Raw genomic sequence first — 19,185 nt, 5'->3', positions numbered from 1 at the left:
GCGGTGAAGCGCGCTTGAAGAGGCGGTCGGCCTGTCGAGGGCGGAATGCGCAGGATCTCGGTCATGCCATGACCCTGGGGCCGCCCGCCGCTCCGTACAAGCGGAAGTTGTGGGATGCCGCCGTCAGGCGCCGAGATAGGCTTCGCGGATGCGCGGGTCGGCGATCAGCTCGGAGGCCAAGCCCGATAGCGTGATCTCGCCCTGCTCCATGACATAGCCGCGATCCGCGATCGACAGCGCCGCATAGGCGTTCTGCTCGACCATCAGCAGCGTCACACCGCGATCGCGCAGGCTCTTCACCACCGCGAAAACCTGATCGACCAGCACCGGGGCAAGGCCCATCGACGGCTCGTCGAGCAGCAGAAGCCGCGGCCGGCCCATGATGGCGCGACCGATGGCGAGCATCTGCTGCTGCCCACCCGACAGCCCGCCCGCCGGCAGGGCCGACTTGTCGCGCAGGATCGGGAACAGGCGATACACCTCCTCCATGTCGGGACCGAGCGCGTCACGGCGGTGATAGCCGCCCAGCGCGAGGTTCTCGGACACGCTCAGATCTCCGAAGATCTGCCGGCCTTCCGGCGAATGGGCGATGCCGAGGCTTGCACGGGCGTGGTCGGGGCGGCGGGCGATATCCTCTCCCGCGAGGCGGATGGCCCCCGCCTTGATCGGCTGCACGCCGGAGATACAGCGCATCAGGGTCGTCTTGCCTGCGCCATTGGCCCCGACCAGCGAGACGATCTCGCCCTCCCTCACAGTGAGATCGATGCCATGCAGCACCTCGATCGGCCCATAGGCACTCCGCAGGCCGGTGATCGACAGGAGCGGTTCGGTGGTCTCAGCCATGGGCGGCGGCCTCGGCTTCGGCAGCGCCATGCACGCCCAGATAGGCGGCGATGACCTGGCTGTTGGTGCGGATCTCCTCGGGCCCGCCCTCGGCGATCTTGCGGCCCTGATCGAGCACCACGATGTGCGACGAGATGCGCATGACCATCCGCATGTCGTGTTCGATCAGCACCACGGTCTTTCCCTCCTCGGCGATGGCGTGGATCAGGTCGTCGACCTCGCGGGTCTCCACTGCGTTGCAGCCCGCCGCCGGTTCGTCGAGCAGCAGGATCGTGCAGCCGGTGACCAGCGCGCGCGCGATCTCCAGCCGCTTGAGCTGGCCGTAGGACATCTCCGAAGCCGGGCGATGCGCGAGATCGGCAAGCCCCGCGCGCGCCAGCGCGGCCATGGCGGCGTCGCGGCTTCGAGCGGTCGCACGCCGTGCCGGGCCGAGGCCCAGAAGATCGGCCAGCAGGTTCGATTTCTCCTGCATGTGGCAGCCGGTCATGACGTTGTCGAGCGCGGTCATCTGCGGAAAGACCTGCAGGTTCTGGAAGGTGCGGGCCATGCCGCATCGCGCCAGCTCATGCGCCGGCAGGCCGGTCACGTCGCGCCCGTCGATGCGCACGGTCCCCGAACTCGCGCGGTAGACGCCGGAGACGAGGTTGAACAGCGTCGTCTTGCCGGCGCCGTTCGGACCGATGATCGAGGTCACCTCACCCGGCTTGGCGGTGAAGCTCACCCCGTCCACGGCCTTGATGCCGCCAAAGGCGATCCCGATGCCGTCGATCTCGAGGCTCATGATTTCCTCCGGTTCCACAGATCGGCGATGAAGGGCACGAGGCCGCGGCGCATGGCGATCATCGTGACGACCATGATCGCGCCCAGCACCATGTGCTCGTAATCGGCGAAGACGGTGAGCAACTGGGGCAGCGCCGTCAGGATCAGCGCCCCGACCAGTGCCCCGAAGACCGAGGCCGCGCCGCCCAGCACCGCCATGGTCACCATCTCGACCGAATGCATGAAGCCCCCGGTTTCCGGGGTGATGTAGCCATTGGCCAGCGCCAGAAGCGCCCCGGCCACGGCGGCATAGATCGCCGAGATCACGAAGGCGCGCGACTTGGCCCGGGCCACGTCGATGCCGAGCGAGCGCGCGGCGACGTCGCTGTCGTGGATGGCCCGGAGCGCGCGGCCCGACGGGCTGTTCGCGAGGTTCACGGCGATCGCCGCGCCGATCGCCGCGACGAAGCCCGCGACCCAGTACCACGCCTCGGCCGATTTCAGCTTCAGCCCCACGAGCTTGAACAGGTTGCGGGCATTCATGCCCGACACGGTCATGCCGTCCGGCCCGCCGGTCAGCCAAGCCTCCTTGGACAGCACCATCCAGATCAGCATGCCAAGGCCCAGCGTCGCGATGGCGAGGTAATAGCCAGACAGCCGCAGGATCGGCCGGCCCACGACCAGCGCCAACAGCCCTGCCAGCGCCACGCCCCCCGCCATGGCGAGCGGCGAGGGAATGCCGTAGTTCGGGCCGATCGCCGTCGCATAGGCGCCGATCGCGAAGAACCCGGCATGGCCGAGACTGACGAGACCGACATAGCCGAGCAGCACCACGATGCCGGTGACGGCCAAGGTGTTGATCCAGACCAGCGTGCCGACGCGGTAGAAATAGCTCGACGGAAAGATCAGCGCGCCGAGGGCGACGAGAACCGCGAAGATCAGGAAGGTGCACAGCCCCGGTCCGATCAGGGCGCGCGCCTTGCCATTGCCCACATGGGCCCGACGGGCCGTTTCGACCGGCGCGGTCGCCACGGTGGTCCCCTGTCCGGCCATCACACCCGCTCCATGATACGTGCGCCGAACAGACCTTGCGGGCGCAGGAACAGCACCAGAAGGATGACGATGAAGGCGGAGGCGTCCTTGTAGTCCGACGAGATGTAGCCCGCCGTCAGAGCCTCGATCAGCCCGATCAGAAGCCCGCCCGCAAGCGCGCCGAGGGGCGATCCGACACCGCCCAGCATGGTGGCCGAGAAGCCCTTGAGCGCCATCAGCACTCCGACGTCGTAGCTGGTGAAGGTCACCGGCGTCGCCAGCACCCCGGCCAGCGCGCCGATCGCCGCAGAGAGCGCGAAGGACAGGTTCATCGCGCGGCCGGTGTTGATGCCGACGAGCGCGGCCGCCATGCGGTTCGACGCGGTGGCACGAATGCCGCGCCCGGCGCGGGTGCGGTTCAGGAACCACGCCAAAAAGGCGAAGACCGCGACGCTGCCGCCGATGATCCACAGGCTCTGCGGCAGGATGGTGGCCCCGCCGACGCGCAGGGGCGCGTCGCCGGAAAAGCCGTCATATCGATGGATCTGCTTGTCGAAGACCGCCTGCATGGCACCGCGCAAGAAGATGCTGGCGCCGATCGTGATGATGATCAGCGACACCAGCGGTGCCTGCCCCGCCGGCCGGATCGCCAGCCGGTAGAGCAGAACCCCCACAAGCATGCCCGCGATCACCGCCAGCGGCGCGGCAATCCAGACCGGGACGCCCGCACCGATCAGCGCCGCCGCCGTCATGCCGCCGATCACCACGAATTCGCCCTGGGCGAAGTTCACCACGCCGGATGCGTTGTAGATCAGGGTGAAGCCCAGGGCGATGGCCGCGTAGATCGCGCCCACCGTGATCCCCGAGATCAGGAATTGCAGAAGCTCCGACAAGACGCGCCCCTTCTATTCTTCGACCGGTTTCCAACCACCATCCGCGACCTTGAGGATGCGGAAGGCCGACAGGTCGAGCCCCATGTGATCCTCGGGCGTGAAGCTGTAGACGCCGGTGACGCCCGCATGGCCCTCGGTCGCTTCGAGCGCATCGCGGATCTCGACCGGATCGGTCGAACCGGCCCGCTCGATCGCGTCGACCAGCAGATGGAAGGCGTCATAGGCATAGCCGCCGAAGGTCGAGGGCTTCTCGCCGTATTTTTCCTCGTAGGCCGCGATGTAGTCCTGCACCGGCTGACGCTGCGGGTCGTCCTCGGCGAGCTGGTCGGGGATCAGCAGCGGCGTCGCGGGCAGGCGCAGCCCCTCGGCCGCCTCACCGGCGAGATCGAGGAAGGCATCGGAGGCGACGCCGTGGCTCTGGTAGAACGGCAGTTCCAGCCCGAGCTGGGCGTAATTGCGCGTCACCACCGCCGGGCCTTGGCCGAAGCCGGGGTTCACAATCGCCTCGATGCCGTCGGTGGCGGCGATGTTGGTGAGCTGCGGGGTCATGTCGCTGTCGGTCGCGCCATAGCTTTCATCGGCGACGATCTCGACGCCCGAGGCTTCGGCCACGTCGAGGCACTGCTCACGCATCGAGGCGCCGAAGCCGTCGGTGCCCGAAATCAGCCCCACCTTCGACAGGCCGCGCGCCGTGATGTCGGCAAAGATCTTCTCGCAGGCCATGCGGTCGGTATGCGGGGTCTTGAAGACGAATTCCTGCACCGGGTCGACGATCACCACCGCGCCGGCGAGGCTGATGAAGGGAATCTCGTAATCGGCGAAGAGCGGCGCCATCGCCATGGTCGCGCCGGTGGACGAGCCGCCGATCACCGCGACCACCTCATCCTCCTCGATGAGACGGGTCGCGAAGGTGCGCGCCTTGTTGGGATCGGCACCGTCATCATAGACGATCAGCTCGACCTCCTCGCCGTTGATGCCGCCATTGGCGTTGAGTTCCTCGACCAGCATCTCGAGCGTCTTGGCCTCGGGGTCGCCGAGAAAGGCGGCCGGGCCGGTGATGGCGAGCGAGGCGCCGATCCGGATCTCGGCGATGGCGGGTGCGGCGGTCAGAATCGCCAGCGCCGAGACGCCGGCGGCAACGGCTTGTCTTCTCATGTCATTCCTCCCTTTCGTCACGCCAAAGCGCGTATTTTTGGCATTGCGTGACGCTTTATTCATTGACCACCCGCGACCGACATGCAACACATTTTTGCGGAAGCCGCCCCATTTCCGTGCCCCTTTCTAGATGCCGGGCACGGTCCAGAAGGCCGGGGCGTGCGCGACCTGTGGGAGGGACCATGACCGAGCCCAATCTGCTCGAAGAGCTGTCGGACGGCGTGCTGCGCCTGACGCTGAACCGGCCCGAGCGGCTGAACGCATTCACCCCAGACCTGCACGCGGCGCTGCGCCGGGCGCTGTCACGCGCGTCCGAGGACGAGGCGGTGCGCGCGGTGCTGCTGACCGGTGCGGGGCGCGGCTTCTGCGCCGGACAGGATCTCGGCCAGCGCCACCCCGACGCCGAGGGCGGTGCGCCCGATCTGGGCGAGACGATCGGCACCTTGTGGAACCCGCTGGTGCGGGCCATCCGGGACCTGCCCAAGCCGGTGATCTGCGCGGTCAACGGCGTCGCGGCCGGCGCGGGCGCGAATCTCGCCATCGCCTGCGACATCGTCATCGCGGCCGAAAGCGCCCGCTTCATCCAGTCCTTCGCCAAGCTCGGCCTCGTGCCGGATTCAGGCGGCACCTGGACGCTGACCCGGGCGCTGGGCGAGGCACGTGCCAAGGCGCTGGCGCTGACCGGCGCCCCCCTGCCCGCCCAACAGGCTGCCGAATGGGGCCTGATCTGGAAAACGGTGCCGGACGCCGCTCTGATCGAAGAAGCCACCGCGCTGGCCACCGCCCTCGCCAAGGGGCCGACCTATGGCTTTGGCCTGACCAAGCAGGCGATCCAGGCGGCAGGCGCGCAGGATCTCGACGCCAGCCTCGACCTTGAGCGGGACCTGCAGCGCAAGGCGGGCTTCTCGCCCGACTACGCCGAAGGCGTACGCGCCTTTACCGAGAAGCGGGAGCCGGTCTTCACCGGGCGGGCGCAGTGAGCGGGGCGGTTGAGATGAAGCTCGACCCGCAGGCGCAGGCCGAGAAGCGTACCGCCGAGATGTGGGCCGAGGACACCGCCAGCAAGGCGATGGGGATGGAACTGCTCGAGGTGGGGCCGGGCCGCGCGGTGATGCGGATGCGTGTGCGCGAGGACATGGTGAACGGCCATGGCACATTGCATGGCGGCATGACTTTCGCTTTCGCCGACAGCGTCTTCGCCTTTGCCGCAAACAGCTATGACTACCAGGCGGTCGGGGTGCAGTGCGACATCGTCTACCACGCGCCCGGTCGGCTGGGCGACCTGCTGATCGGCACCGGCACCGAGGTGACCCGCAACGGACGCTCGGGGCTTTATGACGTGGCGGTGCGCCGCGAGGACGGCACGCTGATCGCCAGTTTCAGGGGCACATCGCGCATCGTTACGCGGCGCTGAGGGAAAACGGCGCGGGAGGACGCGCCAGAGGGAGGACGAGATGCTCACAAGACCCACCGGGGCGCGCGCGCCCCTCGACCCGATCGAAACCGCCTCGCGCGACGAGATCGCCGCGCTGCAATTGCGGCGGATGAAGGAAACCCTGACCCGCGCCTATGAGGGCTCGCCCTTCTACAAGACGAAGTTCGACGCCTGCGGCGTTCATCCCGACGATCTAAAGTCCCTGTCGGACATCAGGAAGTTTCCCTTCACCGTGAAGCAGGACCTGCGCGACAACTATCCCTTCGGCATGTTCGCCGTGCCGCAGAACCGGATCGCGCGGCTGCACGCCTCCTCGGGGACGACCGGCAAGCCGACCGTGGTCGCCTATACCAGGAACGACATCGACACTTGGGCCGACCTGATGGCCCGCTCGATCCGCGCCGCGGGCGGCGCACCGGGCGACATCTGCCACGTCGCCTATGGCTACGGCCTGTTCACCGGGGGCCTCGGCGCGCATTACGGGGCCGAGCGTCTGGGCTGCACCGTGGTGCCGGTCTCGGGCGGGATGACCGAGCGGCAGATCACGCTGATCGAGGATTTCAAGCCGTCGATCATCATGGTCACCCCCTCCTACATGCTGTCGATCCTCGACGCCTATCGCGCCGCCGGGCTCGATCCGCGGCAAAGTTCGCTGCGAACCGGAATCTTCGGCGCCGAGCCCTGGACCAACGCGATGCGCGAGGAGATCGAGCAGGCCTTTGACATGGACGCGGTCGACATCTTCGGCCTGTCCGAGGTGATGGGCCCTGGCGTCGCGCAGGAATGCGTCGAGACCAAGGACGGGCTGCACATCTGGGAGGACCATTTCTACCCGGAGATCATCGACCCCGAGACCGGCGAGCCGGTCGAGGACGGCCAGAAGGGCGAGCTGGTCTTCACCTCGCTCACCAAGGAGGCCTTTCCGATCATCCGCTACCGCACCCGCGACCTGACCCGGCTGCTGCCGGGCACCGCGCGCTCGATGCGGCGGATGGAAAAGGTGACCGGGCGCAGTGACGACATGATCATCCTGCGCGGGGTCAACGTCTTCCCGACCCAGATCGAGGAGCAGATCCTGAAATGCGCGGCGCTCGCCCCGCATTACCAGATCCACCTGTCGCGGAGCGGCCGGATGGACGAGATGTGCATCCATTGCGAATGCAAGAGGGAGGTCGACGAGGCGACGGCGCAGGCCGCCGCGCGCGAGCTCACCGGCCATGTAAAAAGCGTGGTCGGCGTGTCCTGCAAGGTCGAGATCAAGCCTTGCGGCAGCATCGCCCGCTCCGAGGGCAAGGCACGCCGCGTCGTCGACGCTCGGCCCAAGGGCTGAATTGTGCCTTTGACGCGAGGGCAGTACACGGGTCCTCGCGCACAACCCGGAGCCGACATGTCGCCTGACGCCCTCGACCATGCCCTCGCCGCCCATCCGGTCAGCGCCGGCGCCTTCATCGTTACGCTCTACGGCGACGTGGTGGCACCGCGCGGCGGCGAGATCTGGATGGGCAACATCATCTCCGCCTGTGCCGCCGTCGGGCTGAGCGAGAGCCGGGTGCGCACCGCCGTCTCGCGACTGGTGGCGGCCGAGAGGATCGAGGGCGTGAAGGACGGGCGGCGCAGCTATTACCGGCTGACCCCCTCGGCGGCAGAGGAATTCCAGCGCGCCGCCCGGCTGATCTATCGCCGCCCCCGGGCCGAGCCGCTGAAGGGCTGGCACCTCGTCGCCCTGCCGCAGGGGCCGGGCCGCGAGGCGCTGGTGGCGCGGCTGACGCGGCTGCGCTTCGGCATGGCCGACCCCTATCTGGCGATCCTGCCCGATCGCGGCGATCCGCTGCCGCGACTGGGCGCGCCGCATTTTCGCGCCACCACCGATGACGATCTCACAGAGATGGCCCGCGCGGCCTGGCCGCTCGAGGCATTGGCCGAACGGATGACGCGCTTCATGACGGCCTTCGCCCCGCTCGACGGCGTCTCATGCAGCCCCGAGGAGGCGCTCGGCCTGCGGCTGCTGCTGGTCCATGTCTACCGCGACATCGCGCTGTCCGATCCGGCGCTGCCGCTGGGCATGCTGCCCGAGGATTGGCAGGGACCGGCGGTGCGAGCGCTCTTCGCCCGGCTCTACCTGCATCTCACGCCCGGCGCCGATGCCGCCGTGGCCCGAGACTTCGTCGACCGCGACGGCCCTCTCCGGGCAGATCCGACCCGGACCGCCCGGCGGATCGCCGATCTCTCCTACGACTGACCCCCTCCCCGTTCCGCTGGGCGGAACAGCGACAGAAGCATCACGCGACCTCCGACTTGTGACTTGAAACGTGCCGCTTTACGTGTCACATAATTTGCAGGAAGCGTAGAATCCCGTGAGGTGATTGCCGCGCACCTCATCCGTAGGAGACCTGTCATGTATGCACAGCTCGTCGAGACCGGGGCCGCCGAGACCTCGGAGAAGGACCGGGAGTTCCAAGCCAAGATCGACCGCGGCGTGCGGATCGAGGCCAATGACTGGATGCCCGAGGGCTATCGCAAGACGCTGATCCGCCAGATCGGCCAGCACGCCCATTCCGAGATCGTGGGCCAGCTGCCCGAGGGAAACTGGATCACCCGGGCGCCGAGCCTGCAGCGCAAGGCGATCCTGCTGGCCAAGGTGCAGGACGAGGCCGGGCACGGGCTCTACCTTTATTGCGCGGCTGAAACGCTGGGCATCTCGCGCGACGAGATGACCGCGCAGCTGCTGGCGGGCAAGGCCAAGTATTCATCGATCTTCAACTACCCCACCCTGACCTGGGCCGATATCGGCGCGGTCGGCTGGCTGGTCGATGGCGCGGCGATCATGAACCAGGTGCCGCTGCAGCGCTGCTCCTACGGGCCCTATTCGCGCGCCATGATCCGCATCTGCAAGGAAGAGAGTTTCCACCAGCGCCAAGGCTTCGACATCATGCGCCAGCTTTGCCAGGGCACCGAGGATCAGAAGGCGATGGCGCAGGACGCGCTGAACCGCTGGTGGTGGCCCTCGCTGATGATGTTCGGCCCTTCCGACAAGGACTCGGTGCATTCCGAGCAGTCGATGAAGTGGGGCATCAAGCAGAACACCAATGACGAGCTGCGCCAGAAATTCGTCGACCAGACCGTGCCGCAGGCCGAATGGCTGGGCCTCACCGTGCCCGACCCCGACCTCGCCTGGAACGAAGACAAGGGCGGCTACGATTTCGGAGAGCCCGACTGGACGGAGTTCTACGAGGTGCTCAAGGGCAACGGCCCGTGCAACCGCGACCGGCTGGCGGCGCGCAACAAGGCCTGGGACGACGGCGCGTGGTATCGCGACGGGCTGACCGCCCATGCCGAGAAACAGCAGACCATCGCGGCGGAGTGAGCGACATGAGCAAGGAATGGCCCCTGTGGGAGATCTTCATCCGCGGTCAGCACGGGCTGTCGCACAGGCATGTCGGCTCGCTGCATGCGCCCGACGCCGAAATGGCGCTGAAGAACGCGCGTGACGTCTATACCCGCCGCAACGAGGGCATGAGCATCTGGGTGGTGGAATCGAACAAGATCACCGCTTTCGATCCGGACACCGCCGAGCAGAACTTCGCCGCGCCGAAGTCCAAGGTCTACCGCCACCCGAGCTTCTTCAAGATCCCCGACGACGTGGGGGCGATGTGATGGATCCGCTTGTCACCTTCTGCCTGCGGATGGGCGACACCACGCTGATCCTCGGCCAGCAGACCGCCGCATGGTGCGGCCATGCTCCGGTGCTCGAGGAGGACATCGCCTTTGCCAATATGGGGCTCGACCTGATCGGCCAGACCCAGCTGTGGTACGAGATCGCCGCCGAGGCTGAAGGCAAGGGTCGCACCCCCGACGACCTCGCCTTCTTCCGCACCGAGCGGCAGTTCCTCAACGCGCAACTGGTTGAGCGACCCAATGTCGACTTCGCCCATGCGCTGATGCGGCAATACCTGTTCGACGCCTGGCACCTGCCGATGCAGGAGGCGCTTTGCGAGAGCGGCCATGAGGCGATCCGCGATCTGGCACAGAAATCGGTCAAGGAGGTGCGCTATCACATCGACCGCTCGCGCGACCTGATCGTGCGGCTGGGCGACGGTTCGGAGGAGAGCCGTGCCAAGATGCAGGGCGCGCTCGACGCGCTGTGGCCTTATGCGGACGACCTGATGGCGACCGACGAGGTCGAGGAGACGCTCGCGGCGCAGGGCGTGCTGCCCGGCCTCGACCGGGTCCGCGCGGCTTTCGAGGCCGAGACCGCCGCCACGATGTCCCGCGCAACGCTGGAAATCCCCGGCAACGGCCACGCCCGCATCGGCGGCCGCACCGGCATCCACACCGAGACCATGGGCTATATCCTGGCCGAGATGCAGTCGATCCCGCGCAGCTTCCCCGACGCACGCTGGTGAGCGCGATGCGCCCCGATCCCGACACCGTGCGCGGCTGGCTGGGCGAGGTGCCCGACCCCGAGATCCCGGCGATCTCGGTCGTTGATCTCGGCATCGTCCGCGACATCGGTTGGGAGGAGGACACCTTGGTCGTCGATGTCACGCCGACCTATGCCGGCTGCCCCGCGACGCTGGTGATCGCGCTCGACATCGAAACCGCGCTGCGCGACCGTGGCATCGACAAGGTCGAGGTGCGGCGCAGGATGTCGCCGCCTTGGTCGACAGACTGGATCAGCGATGAGGGGCGGCAGAAGCTGCTCGATTACGGTATCGCCCCGCCGCAACTGAATGCCGCCAACTGCGCCGGCATGTTGTCGGCCCAGAGCGCCGCCTGCCCGCTTTGCGGCTCGGAAAACACCGAGGCCATCGCGGTGCGCGGCTCCACCCCCTGCAAGGCGCAGTTCCGCTGCCGCGACTGCCGCGAGCCCTTCGATTACTTCAAGGCAATCTGATGCAAGAGTTCTATCCGCTGACCGTCACCGGCATCGACCACGACACCCGCGACGCGGTGGTGGTCTCGCTCGCCCCCGCCAAGGGCGACTGCGAGAAGTTCCGCTTCCGACCCGGCCAGTATCTTACCTTTCGCCGCGAATTCGAGGGCGAGGAGCTGCGCCGCTCCTACTCGATCTGCGCCACTCCCGAGGAGGGGCTGCGGGTCGGCATCAAGAAGGTCGATGGTGGCGCCTTTTCAAGTTTTGCCAAGCACGATCTGAAGGTCGGCGACACGCTCGAGGCGCTGCCGCCGCAAGGTCGGTTTCATGCGCCCGAAGAAGCAGGCGAAAAGCACTATCTCGGCTTTGCCGCAGGCTCCGGCATCACCCCGGTGCTGTCGATCGCCAAGAGCATCCTCTCAGGTTCTCACGCTGCCCGCTTCACGTTGGTCTACGGCAACCGGCGGCTGTCATCGGTGATGTTCAAGCGCGAGATCGGCGATCTGAAGGACCGCTATCTCGACCGGTTGAACGTGGTGCACGTGTTCTCGGGCGAGGCGCAGGAGATCGAGCTGTTCTCGGGCCGGATCGACGCCGAGAAATGCCGCGCGCTGTTCGGCCCCTGGGTCAGCCCCAAGGCCGAGATGGCCTTCATCTGCGGCCCCGAGGCGATGATGAAGGACGTGGCGGCCGCGCTCGAAGAGGCGGGCATGCCGAAGGAGAAGATCAAGTTCGAGCTGTTCGGCGCCGCCCAGCCCGGGCGCGCCAAGATGCGGGCCGCCGCGCAGGCCGCGCGCGAGAGCGGCGACATGGTCCGCGCGACCGTGATCCTCGACGGCGTGTCGCGCAGCTTCAAGATGCCCCGTACCGGCCAATCGGTGCTGGACGCGGCGCGCGAGCACGACATCGATGCGCCCTTCTCCTGCAAGGCGGGCGTCTGCTCGACCTGCATCGGCCGGGTGAAGTCCGGCGAGGTCGAGATGATGCAGAACTACGCGCTCGAGGACAACGAGGTGGCGGACGGGCTGGTGCTGACCTGCCAGTGCCTGCCGCTCTCGGACGAAATCATCATCGACTACGAAGGACACTGAGCATGCTGGACGCCATTCCCACCGAACCGCGCCGCCTCGAGTCCTATGTCGCTGGCCGCTGGCAGGCCGGCACTGGCGAGGGCCAGGTCGTGGCCGATGCCGCGACCGGTGACCCGGTCGCCCGGGTCGACGCCACCGGCATCGACATGGAGGAGATGCTGCGCCATGGCCGCGAAAAAGGCGGCCCGGCCCTGCGCGAGATGACCACGCATCAGCGCGCGATGATGATGAAGCGGATCGGTCTGGCGCTGATGGAGCGCAAGGAGGAACTCTACGCGATCTCCACCGCCACGGGCGCGACCCGTTCCGACAGCTGGATCGATATCGAGGGCGGCATCGGCACGATGCTCTCCTACGCCTCCAAGGGCCGCCGCGAATTGCCCAACGCGCAAGTCATCCCGGATGGCGCGCCGGAGATCCTATCCAAGGATGGCAGCTTCATCGGCCAGCACATCCTGATGCCGCTGGAAGGCGTGGCGATCCACATCAACGCCTTCAACTTCCCGGTCTGGGGGATGCTGGAAAAGCTCGCGCCGACATGGCTCGCCGGCATGCCCGCCATCGTGAAGCCCGCGAGCCAGACCGCCTATCTGACTGAAGCCTGTGTGCGGCTGATACTGGAAACCGGTGAGCTGCCCGAGGGCGCGCTGCAACTGATCTGCGGTCGCACCGGCGACCTTCTGGACCGCGTCACCTGTCAGGACGTGGTGACCTTCACCGGCTCGGCCGCGACCGCGCGCAAGCTGCGCAACACGCCGGCGATCATCGAGAACGCTGTGCGCTTCACCGCCGAGGCCGACAGCCTCAACGCCTGCATCCTTGGTCAAGATGCCACACCCGAAAGCCCGGAGTTCGATCTGTTCGTCAAGGAAGTGCATCGCGAGATGACCGCCAAGGCGGGTCAGAAATGCACCGCGATCCGTCGCGCCATCCTGCCGCGCGCGCTGGTCGAACCGGCGGTCGAGGCGCTACGGGCGCGGATCGAGAAGACGGTGATCGGCCATCCCGATGACGCCGCCACCCGCATGGGCGCTCTGGCCTCGACCGATCAGGTCGAAGAAGTGCGCCGCGCGATTGATGCGATCGGTGCCGAGGCACGCATCGCCATCGCCCCGGGTTCGGTACCCGAGAAGGGCGCCTTCGTCGCGCCCTGCGTTCTGGTCTGCGACACCCCCCTGACCGCCAAGGCCCCGCACGAGATCGAAGCCTTCGGCCCGGTCTGCACGCTGATGCCCTATGACACGCTGGACGAGGCGATTGAGATCGCCAATCGCGGCGCGGGCTCGCTGGTCGCCTCGGTCTTCACCGACGATACCGAAGTCGCGAAGACGCTGGGTCGCGGCATCGCCAAGCTGCATGGCCGGGTGCTGTTCGGCAACCGCCTCTCGGCCAAGACCTCGACCGGTCACGGCTCCCCCCTGCCCCAGATGGTGCATGGCGGGCCGGGTCGCGCGGGCGGCGGCGAGGAGTTGGGCGGCATGCGCGCCGTGAAGCACTTCATGCAGCGCACCGCGCTTCAGGGCACGCCGGACCAGCTCACCGCCGTCATTGGCCAATGGATGCCGGGCGCCACTCGCCGCGAGACCGAAGTGCACCCGTTCCGCAAGTCGCTGGCGGAGTTGGAGATCGGCGACACCGTCGTCACGCCCGCCCGCAAGGTGACGGTCGAGGACATCGAGCACTTCGCCAACTTCACCGGCGACACCTTCTACGCCCACATGGACGAAGCCGCCGCCAAGCGGAACCCGTTCTTCGAGGGCCGCGTCGCGCATGGCTATCTGATCGTCTCCTTCGCCGCCGGTCTCTTCGTGCAGCCCGACGAGGGGCCGGTGCTCGCCAATTACGGCGTCGACAATCTGCGCTTCATGACCCCGGTGAACGCGGGAGACAGCCTGCGCGTCCAGCTTACCGCCAAGCAAATCAATCCGCGCGAGACGGATGATTACGGCGAGGTCCGCTGGGACTGCACCGTGCTGCGCGACGATGCCGAGGTGGTGGCGCAATACGACGTGCTGACGCTGGTCGCCAAAGAGCAGCGGGACCTCTGATGGCCCGTGTCTATGCTTATGACGGGGTGGTCCCGGTGGTCGACCCGACCGCCTTCGTTCACCCCGAAGCCGTCCTGATCGGCGATGCCCTTATCGGGCCCGGCGCCTATGTCGGCCCCGGCGCGATCCTGCGCGGCGATTTCGGCCGCGTCATCGTCGGCGCCAACGCCAACCTGCAGGAAACCTGCGTCATGCACGCCTTTCCGAACAAGGACGTGGTGATCGAGGAACGCGGCCATGTCGGCCATGGCGCGGTGCTGCATGGCTGCCGGGTAGGCGAGAACGCCATGGTCGGCATGAACGCGGTGATCATGGACGACGTGGTGATCGGGGCCGAGAGCATCGTCGCCGCGCTGGCCTTCGTGAAGGCCGGGATGCAGATCCCACCGCGCTCGATGGTGGTGGGCATGCCCGCCAAGGTGATCCGGGAACTCACCGAGGACGAGGTGGCGTGGAAGAGCCAGGGCACGGCGATCTACACCCGCCTCGCCGCCGAAGCCCGGGACAAGCTGGTGCCTTGCGATCCCCTGCCCCGCGCCGAGGAAGGCCGCCGCCGGATCGAGGCGCCGGCCTATGATCCAAAATACCTCGCCACGCCGACCCGCTAGAGCGGCAGCACGCCCCGCGTCTTGACGGCGCGCAGCACCATGTTGGTCTGCGCGCTGGCCACCGCGGGCTGGCGAAACAGGAATTCCTCGAGAAAGGCGTTGTAGGCGGCAAGGTCGCGGCACAGCACCCGCAAGTGGTAATCCGCCTGCCCCGTGGTGGCATAGCATTCCTGTACCTCGGACCGGGCCCGCACCGCGCGAATGAAATCCTCGACGGGCCGCATTTCGTGGCGCACGAGGCTGACATGCACGATCGCCTGGAAAGTCAGGCCGCAGGCTTCGGGGTTGAGCCGGACCCCCGGTCGCTCGATCGCGCCCGCCTCTTCGAGAGCCCGCACCCGCCGCCAGCAGGACGAGGCCGACATGCCGACCTTCTCGGCCAGATCGGCGTTCGACAGACGGCCGTCCTCCTGAAGAGCGGCGAGGATGCGGATGTCGGCAGGCTGGAGAGATGCGACCATGTCATTCCGAAATCAGGCGTCCGTCTGAAACGGCATTCCGCAAACTACCGCTGATCGCGCGAAACTGAAAGCAATATCCAGACCGTCGGGTCCAGAGTGAAACGAGCCAGAGTCAGGGAGGACTCCGCCATGACCGATCAATCGCACCGCTTCCGCAGCTACCGTCTGTCGGACCGCTATGACCGCACCGAGGGGCGCGTTTTCCTGACCGGCACGCAGGCCCTGGTTCGGGTGATGCTTGACCAGGCGCGGCGCGACCACGAGGCGGGGCTGAACACCGCGGGCTTCGTCTCGGGCTATCGCGGCTCTCCGCTGGGCGCGCTCGACCTCGAGATGTGGCGCGGCAAGGCGCAGCTCGAAGCGCATCGGATCGAGTTCCTTCCCGCCGTGAACGAGGATCTGGGCGCGACTGCCGTGCTCGGCGCCCAGCAGGTCGCGCTCGACCCCAGGCGCGAGGTCGATGGCGTGTTCTCCATGTGGTACGGCAAGGGGCCGGGCGTCGACCGTTCGGGCGACGCGCTCAAGCATGGCAACGCCTATGGCTCCTCGCCCAAGGGCGGCGTGCTGGTCGTCGCAGGCGACGACCATGGCTGCGTCTCCTCCTCGATGTCGCACCAGTCCGACGTCGCCTTCATGGCGTGGTTCATGCCGGTGCTGAACCCGGCCTCGGTCGGCGAATACCTTCCCTTCGGCGAATGGGGCTTCGCGCTGTCGCGCTTTTCCGGCATTTGGGTCGGCTTCAAGGCAGTGTCCGAGACGGTGGAGAGCGGCCGTTCGGTCGAGCTGCTGCCGCCCCGCGAGTTCGTGCAGCCCGACTTCACCGCGCCGCCGGGCGGGTTGCATGTCCGGCTGTCGGACCTGCCCAGCCCCGAGATCGAAGCGCGGATGCAGCACAAGCTGGCCGCAGTGCAGGCCTTTGCCGAGGCCAACCCGATCGACCACGCGATCTACGACATCCCCGACGCCCGCTTCGGCATCGTCACCACCGGCAAGGGCCATCTCGACCTGATGGAGGCGCTGCGCCTCCTGGGCCTCGACGAGGCCGAGTGCCGCCGCCTCGGGATCGACATCTACAAGGTCGGCATGGTCTGGCCGCTGGCCCGCCGCGCGGCGCTCGACTTCGTGCAGGAAAAGCAGGAGGTGCTGGTCGTCGAGGAGAAGCGTGGCATCATCGAGAGCCAGCTCAAGGAATATTTCTACGACTGGCCCGGCCACAAGCCCGCCCGCATGGTCGGCAAGTTCGACGGGCCGGGCAATCCACTCCTCCCCTGGACCGGGGAGCTGTCCCCCAAGGTGCTCCTGCCGGTGCTGGCGCGGCGGCTCGACAAGATGTTCCCCGAAGAAGGCTTTCCGGCCCGCGCCCGCGCGCTGACCGAGACGCCGCCACCGGTGCTGTCGATCCCCGGCGCGACGCGCACGCCCTATTTCTGCTCGGGCTGCCCGCACAACACTTCGACGAAGCTGCCTGAGGGCAGCCAGGCGAATTCGGGCATCGGCTGCCACGTCATGGCCTCTTGGATGGACCGCGAAACGCTGGGCTATGCGCAGATGGGCGGCGAAGGCGTGCCTTGGGTCACCGCGTCGAAGTTCAACGGCAACCGCCACATCTTTCAGAACCTCGGCGAAGGCACCTGGTACCATTCCGGCAGCCTCGCGATCCGGCAGGCGGTCGCGGCGGGAACCAACATCACCTACAAGATCCTCTACAACGACGCCGTCGCCATGACCGGCGGCCAGCCGGTGGATGGCCCCGTCAGCGTGCAGGGCATCGCCCAGTCCTGCCGGGCCGAAGGGGTGGAGCGGATCGCGCTGGTCTCGGACGACCCGCTGAAATTCGATCACGCGGATTTTCCCAAGGGCACGACCATCGACCACCGCCGCCATCTCGACCGGATCCAGCGCGAACTGCGCGAGATCCCTGGCGTCACCGTGCTGATCTACGAGCAAACCTGCGCCACCGAGAAGCGCCGCCGCCGCAAGCGCGGCACCATGGAGGACCCCAAGCGCTTTGCCGTGATCAACGAGCTGGTCTGCGAAGGCTGTGGCGACTGCTCGGTCGCGTCGAACTGCCTGAGCGTCGAGCCGCTGGAGACCGAGTTCGGCCGCAAGCGGAAGATCAACCTGTCGAGCTGCAACAAGGATTTCTCCTGCCTCGAAGGCTTCTGCCCGAGCTTCGTCACCGTCGAGGGCGCGACGCGCCGCAAGCGTGGAGGTGCGGGCCTTGACGTGATCGAGACCGCCCGCGAACTGCCGTTGCCGGACCTCCCCACCCTGTCGCGGCCCTACGACCTGCTGGTGTCGGGCGTGGGTGGCACGGGCGTGGTCACGGTCGGCGCGCTGATCACCATGGCGGCGCATCTGGAGGGCAAGGGCGCGAGCGTGCTCGACTTCACCGGCTTCGCGCAGAAGTTCGGCACGGTGCTGTCCTATATCCGCCTCGCCCGCAGCCCAGACGAGATCAGCCAGGTCCGCATCGAGCAGGGCAGCGCCGACGCGGTGATCGCCTGCGACATCGTCGCATCCTCCTCGCCCAAGGCGAGCGTCTGCTACCGCCCCGGCACGCGGGTCGTGCTCAACCGTGCCGAAATGCCCACCGGCGATCTCGTGCTGCATCGCGACGCCGACCTGAAGGTGGATGCCCGGGAAGCGGCGATCGCCCAGGCGGTCGGGGCCGAGGGGCTCGACGCCTTTGACGCCAATGCCGCCGCCGAGGCGCTCCTGGGCGATGCCGTCTACTCCAACGTGATGATGCTCGGGCATGCCTGGCAGCGCGGTTTGGTGCCCGTCAGCCTCGCCGCGCTGGAACAGGCGATCGAGCTGAACGGCGTCTCGGTCGAGAAGAACCGCGCGGCGCTGGCCAGTGGCCGGCTGATGGCTGCTCGTCCCGACGCGCTCGGCCGCAGCGAGCGGGCCGAGGAGACGGTCGAGCAACTGATCGCGCGCCGGGCCGACTTCCTCGAAGCCTATCAGGACGCGGACTGGGCGGCACGTTACCGCGAGAAGCTCGCCAGCTTCCGCGCCGCTTTGCCCGAGGCACATGCCAACGAGCTGACCGGCCTCGCCGCGCGGTCGCTGTTTAAACTGATGTCCTACAAGGACGAGTACGAGGTGGCACGGCTGCACGTCGAATCCGGCTTCGCGGACAAGCTGCGCAAGGAGTTCGACGGAAACTTCACCGTCACCCACCACCTCGCACCGCCGCTGCTCCCCTTGGGGCGCGATTCCCGCGGGAGGCCGCGCAAGCGAGGCTTCGGGCCGTGGATCGGACCCGTCTTCAACCGGCTTGCCCGGATGAAGCGGCTGCGCGGCACGCGGCTCGATCCGTTCGGCTATACCGCCGAACGGCGAATGGAGCGCGCGCTGATCGGCTGGTTCGAGGGCGTGATGGCAGATTGCGCCAAGACGGCCGCGCAGGCCGACCCGGATATCCTTCGCGCTCTGCTGTTGGCGCCGATGGAGATCCGCGGCTTCGGCCCGGTGAAGGCCGAAGCAGTCGAGCGCGTCAAACCGCAGGTCGAGGCGCTGCGCGCGCAGCTTGGATGAGAGAGCATGGTGGCGTGGTCAGGCGACCACGCCGTCGCTCACGCCGCGAGCGGGCGCGCGGCCGTGGCCACGCCCAGCCGCGCGACCATGCCACGGACCAGCCCTGCGATTGCCTCGGCGCGCATCCGGCGGGCTTCGGCCAGCAGGGCATCGACCTGGCTCTGGGTGGGGCGGGCGTAACGGGTATTCGGGGGCATTTTCGACAGTTCCGGTTCAGCTGCGGGCGATCCTGCCCGCCCGCTTCAGATGGACCTGTCCGCCGCCGGATGCCAGTCATTCCCGCCTTGCGTTGCCTGCATGGATCACGGGACATACCGGCACGAAATGCCGGAGCATCTCGGTGGCATTGCACCTAGGCTCAGGACCCATTGATCTTGATGAGGCTGCGTGATTCAGGCTCCCCGAGGAGCATGATCAATGAGCAACCTTTTCTGGCTGACGACC

General features: G+C 67.5%; 19 protein-coding genes. 12 read left to right on the top strand and 7 right to left on the bottom strand.

The window, feature by feature from the left end; translation table 11 throughout:
• Positions 1–123 precede the first annotated feature (123 nt).
• From FHS00_RS10165 to FHS00_RS10145, 5 genes are read right to left on the bottom strand one after another with little or no spacing between them, the layout of a single operon-like run.
• Complete coding sequence (locus FHS00_RS10165) at positions 124–843, bottom strand: ABC transporter ATP-binding protein (RefSeq protein WP_183472636.1); 720 nt, start codon at positions 841–843, stop codon at positions 124–126.
• Entirely contained in the window at positions 836–1,624 is a 789-nt protein-coding gene (locus FHS00_RS10160; RefSeq protein WP_221188790.1) for an ABC transporter ATP-binding protein, read from the bottom strand. The genes FHS00_RS10165 and FHS00_RS10160 overlap by 8 nt, the downstream gene beginning before the upstream one ends.
• A complete protein-coding gene (locus FHS00_RS10155) occupies positions 1,621–2,655 on the bottom strand; it encodes a branched-chain amino acid ABC transporter permease (RefSeq protein ID WP_221188789.1) in 1,035 nt (344 codons plus the stop codon). The genes FHS00_RS10160 and FHS00_RS10155 overlap by 4 nt, the downstream gene beginning before the upstream one ends.
• Positions 2,655–3,527: a branched-chain amino acid ABC transporter permease gene (locus FHS00_RS10150; RefSeq protein WP_183472633.1), complete on the bottom strand. Its 873-nt coding sequence runs from the start codon at positions 3,525–3,527 to the stop codon at positions 2,655–2,657. Before FHS00_RS10150 ends, FHS00_RS10155 begins: the two co-directional genes overlap by 1 nt.
• 12 nt (positions 3,528–3,539) lie before the next feature.
• On the bottom strand, positions 3,540–4,682 hold the full coding sequence (locus FHS00_RS10145) for an ABC transporter substrate-binding protein (protein WP_183472630.1): 1,143 nt from the start codon (positions 4,680–4,682) through the stop codon (positions 3,540–3,542).
• 182 nt (positions 4,683–4,864) lie between these two features.
• Here FHS00_RS10145 and paaG point away from each other — a divergent pair, with 182 nt between their 5' ends.
• The 11 genes from paaG to FHS00_RS10090 all read left to right on the top strand — a co-directional run bounded on the left by paaG (position 4,865) and on the right by FHS00_RS10090 (position 14,737).
• Positions 4,865–5,662 (top strand): 2-(1,2-epoxy-1,2-dihydrophenyl)acetyl-CoA isomerase PaaG, encoded by a 798-nt coding sequence (gene paaG, locus FHS00_RS10140; RefSeq protein WP_183472627.1) that lies wholly within the window; start codon positions 4,865–4,867, stop codon positions 5,660–5,662.
• Positions 5,659–6,096 carry a hydroxyphenylacetyl-CoA thioesterase PaaI gene (gene paaI / locus FHS00_RS10135; protein ID WP_343064602.1) on the top strand — a complete coding sequence of 146 codons (438 nt, stop codon included), beginning with the start codon at positions 5,659–5,661 and terminating at the stop codon, positions 6,094–6,096. Before paaG ends, paaI begins: the two co-directional genes overlap by 4 nt.
• Before the next feature lie 40 nt (positions 6,097–6,136).
• Entirely contained in the window at positions 6,137–7,447 is a 1,311-nt protein-coding gene (gene paaK, locus FHS00_RS10130) for a phenylacetate--CoA ligase PaaK (RefSeq protein ID WP_183472624.1), read from the top strand.
• A 57-nt stretch (positions 7,448–7,504) separates the two neighbouring features.
• A complete protein-coding gene (locus FHS00_RS10125) occupies positions 7,505–8,356 on the top strand; it encodes a PaaX family transcriptional regulator (protein ID WP_183472621.1) in 852 nt (283 codons plus the stop codon).
• A 156-nt stretch (positions 8,357–8,512) separates the two neighbouring features.
• On the top strand, positions 8,513–9,481 hold the full coding sequence (gene paaA / locus FHS00_RS10120) for a 1,2-phenylacetyl-CoA epoxidase subunit PaaA (RefSeq protein WP_183472618.1): 969 nt from the start codon (positions 8,513–8,515) through the stop codon (positions 9,479–9,481).
• A 5-nt stretch (positions 9,482–9,486) separates the two neighbouring features.
• Positions 9,487–9,771: a 1,2-phenylacetyl-CoA epoxidase subunit PaaB gene (gene paaB / locus FHS00_RS10115; protein WP_183472615.1), complete on the top strand. Its 285-nt coding sequence runs from the start codon at positions 9,487–9,489 to the stop codon at positions 9,769–9,771.
• Positions 9,771–10,520 carry a 1,2-phenylacetyl-CoA epoxidase subunit PaaC gene (gene paaC / locus FHS00_RS10110; RefSeq protein ID WP_183472612.1) on the top strand — a complete coding sequence of 250 codons (750 nt, stop codon included), beginning with the start codon at positions 9,771–9,773 and terminating at the stop codon, positions 10,518–10,520. Before paaB ends, paaC begins: the two co-directional genes overlap by 1 nt.
• A gap of 5 nt (positions 10,521–10,525) precedes the next feature.
• Positions 10,526–11,011, top strand: coding sequence for a 1,2-phenylacetyl-CoA epoxidase subunit PaaD (gene paaD / locus FHS00_RS10105; protein WP_183473147.1), 486 nt, complete (start codon positions 10,526–10,528; stop codon positions 11,009–11,011).
• Positions 11,011–12,081, top strand: coding sequence for a ferredoxin--NADP reductase (locus tag FHS00_RS10100; RefSeq protein ID WP_183472609.1), 1,071 nt, complete (start codon positions 11,011–11,013; stop codon positions 12,079–12,081). The genes paaD and FHS00_RS10100 overlap by 1 nt, the downstream gene beginning before the upstream one ends.
• Positions 12,082–12,083: 2 nt before the next feature.
• Complete coding sequence (gene paaZ / locus FHS00_RS10095; protein WP_183472606.1) at positions 12,084–14,129, top strand: phenylacetic acid degradation bifunctional protein PaaZ; 2,046 nt, start codon at positions 12,084–12,086, stop codon at positions 14,127–14,129.
• Complete coding sequence (locus FHS00_RS10090; protein WP_183472603.1) at positions 14,129–14,737, top strand: acyltransferase; 609 nt, start codon at positions 14,129–14,131, stop codon at positions 14,735–14,737. Before paaZ ends, FHS00_RS10090 begins: the two co-directional genes overlap by 1 nt.
• On the opposite strand, the gene FHS00_RS10085 is transcribed toward FHS00_RS10090, so the two are convergent.
• Entirely contained in the window at positions 14,734–15,198 is a 465-nt protein-coding gene (locus tag FHS00_RS10085) for an Lrp/AsnC family transcriptional regulator (RefSeq protein ID WP_183472601.1), read from the bottom strand. The two genes, FHS00_RS10090 and FHS00_RS10085, sit on opposite strands and share 4 nt — an antisense overlap.
• A 129-nt stretch (positions 15,199–15,327) precedes the next feature.
• Between FHS00_RS10085 and FHS00_RS10080 the strand changes: the two genes are divergently transcribed.
• Positions 15,328–18,741, top strand: coding sequence for an indolepyruvate ferredoxin oxidoreductase family protein (locus FHS00_RS10080; RefSeq protein ID WP_183472598.1), 3,414 nt, complete (start codon positions 15,328–15,330; stop codon positions 18,739–18,741).
• 38 nt (positions 18,742–18,779) lie between these two features.
• Here FHS00_RS10080 and FHS00_RS10075 read toward each other — a convergent pair whose 3' ends face one another.
• The gene (locus tag FHS00_RS10075; protein WP_183472595.1) at positions 18,780–18,938 is read right to left on the bottom strand and encodes an RSP_7527 family protein; all 159 of its coding nucleotides are present in this window, start codon (positions 18,936–18,938) and stop codon (positions 18,780–18,782) included.
• Positions 18,939–19,185: the final 247 nt, after the last annotated feature.

The organism is Limimaricola variabilis (assembly GCF_014195545.1).
Classification (GTDB): Bacteria; Pseudomonadota; Alphaproteobacteria; order Rhodobacterales; family Rhodobacteraceae; genus Limimaricola; species Limimaricola variabilis.
Note: the sequence above shows the minus strand (reverse complement) of the source record. Positions and strands in the feature narration are given on the sequence as shown.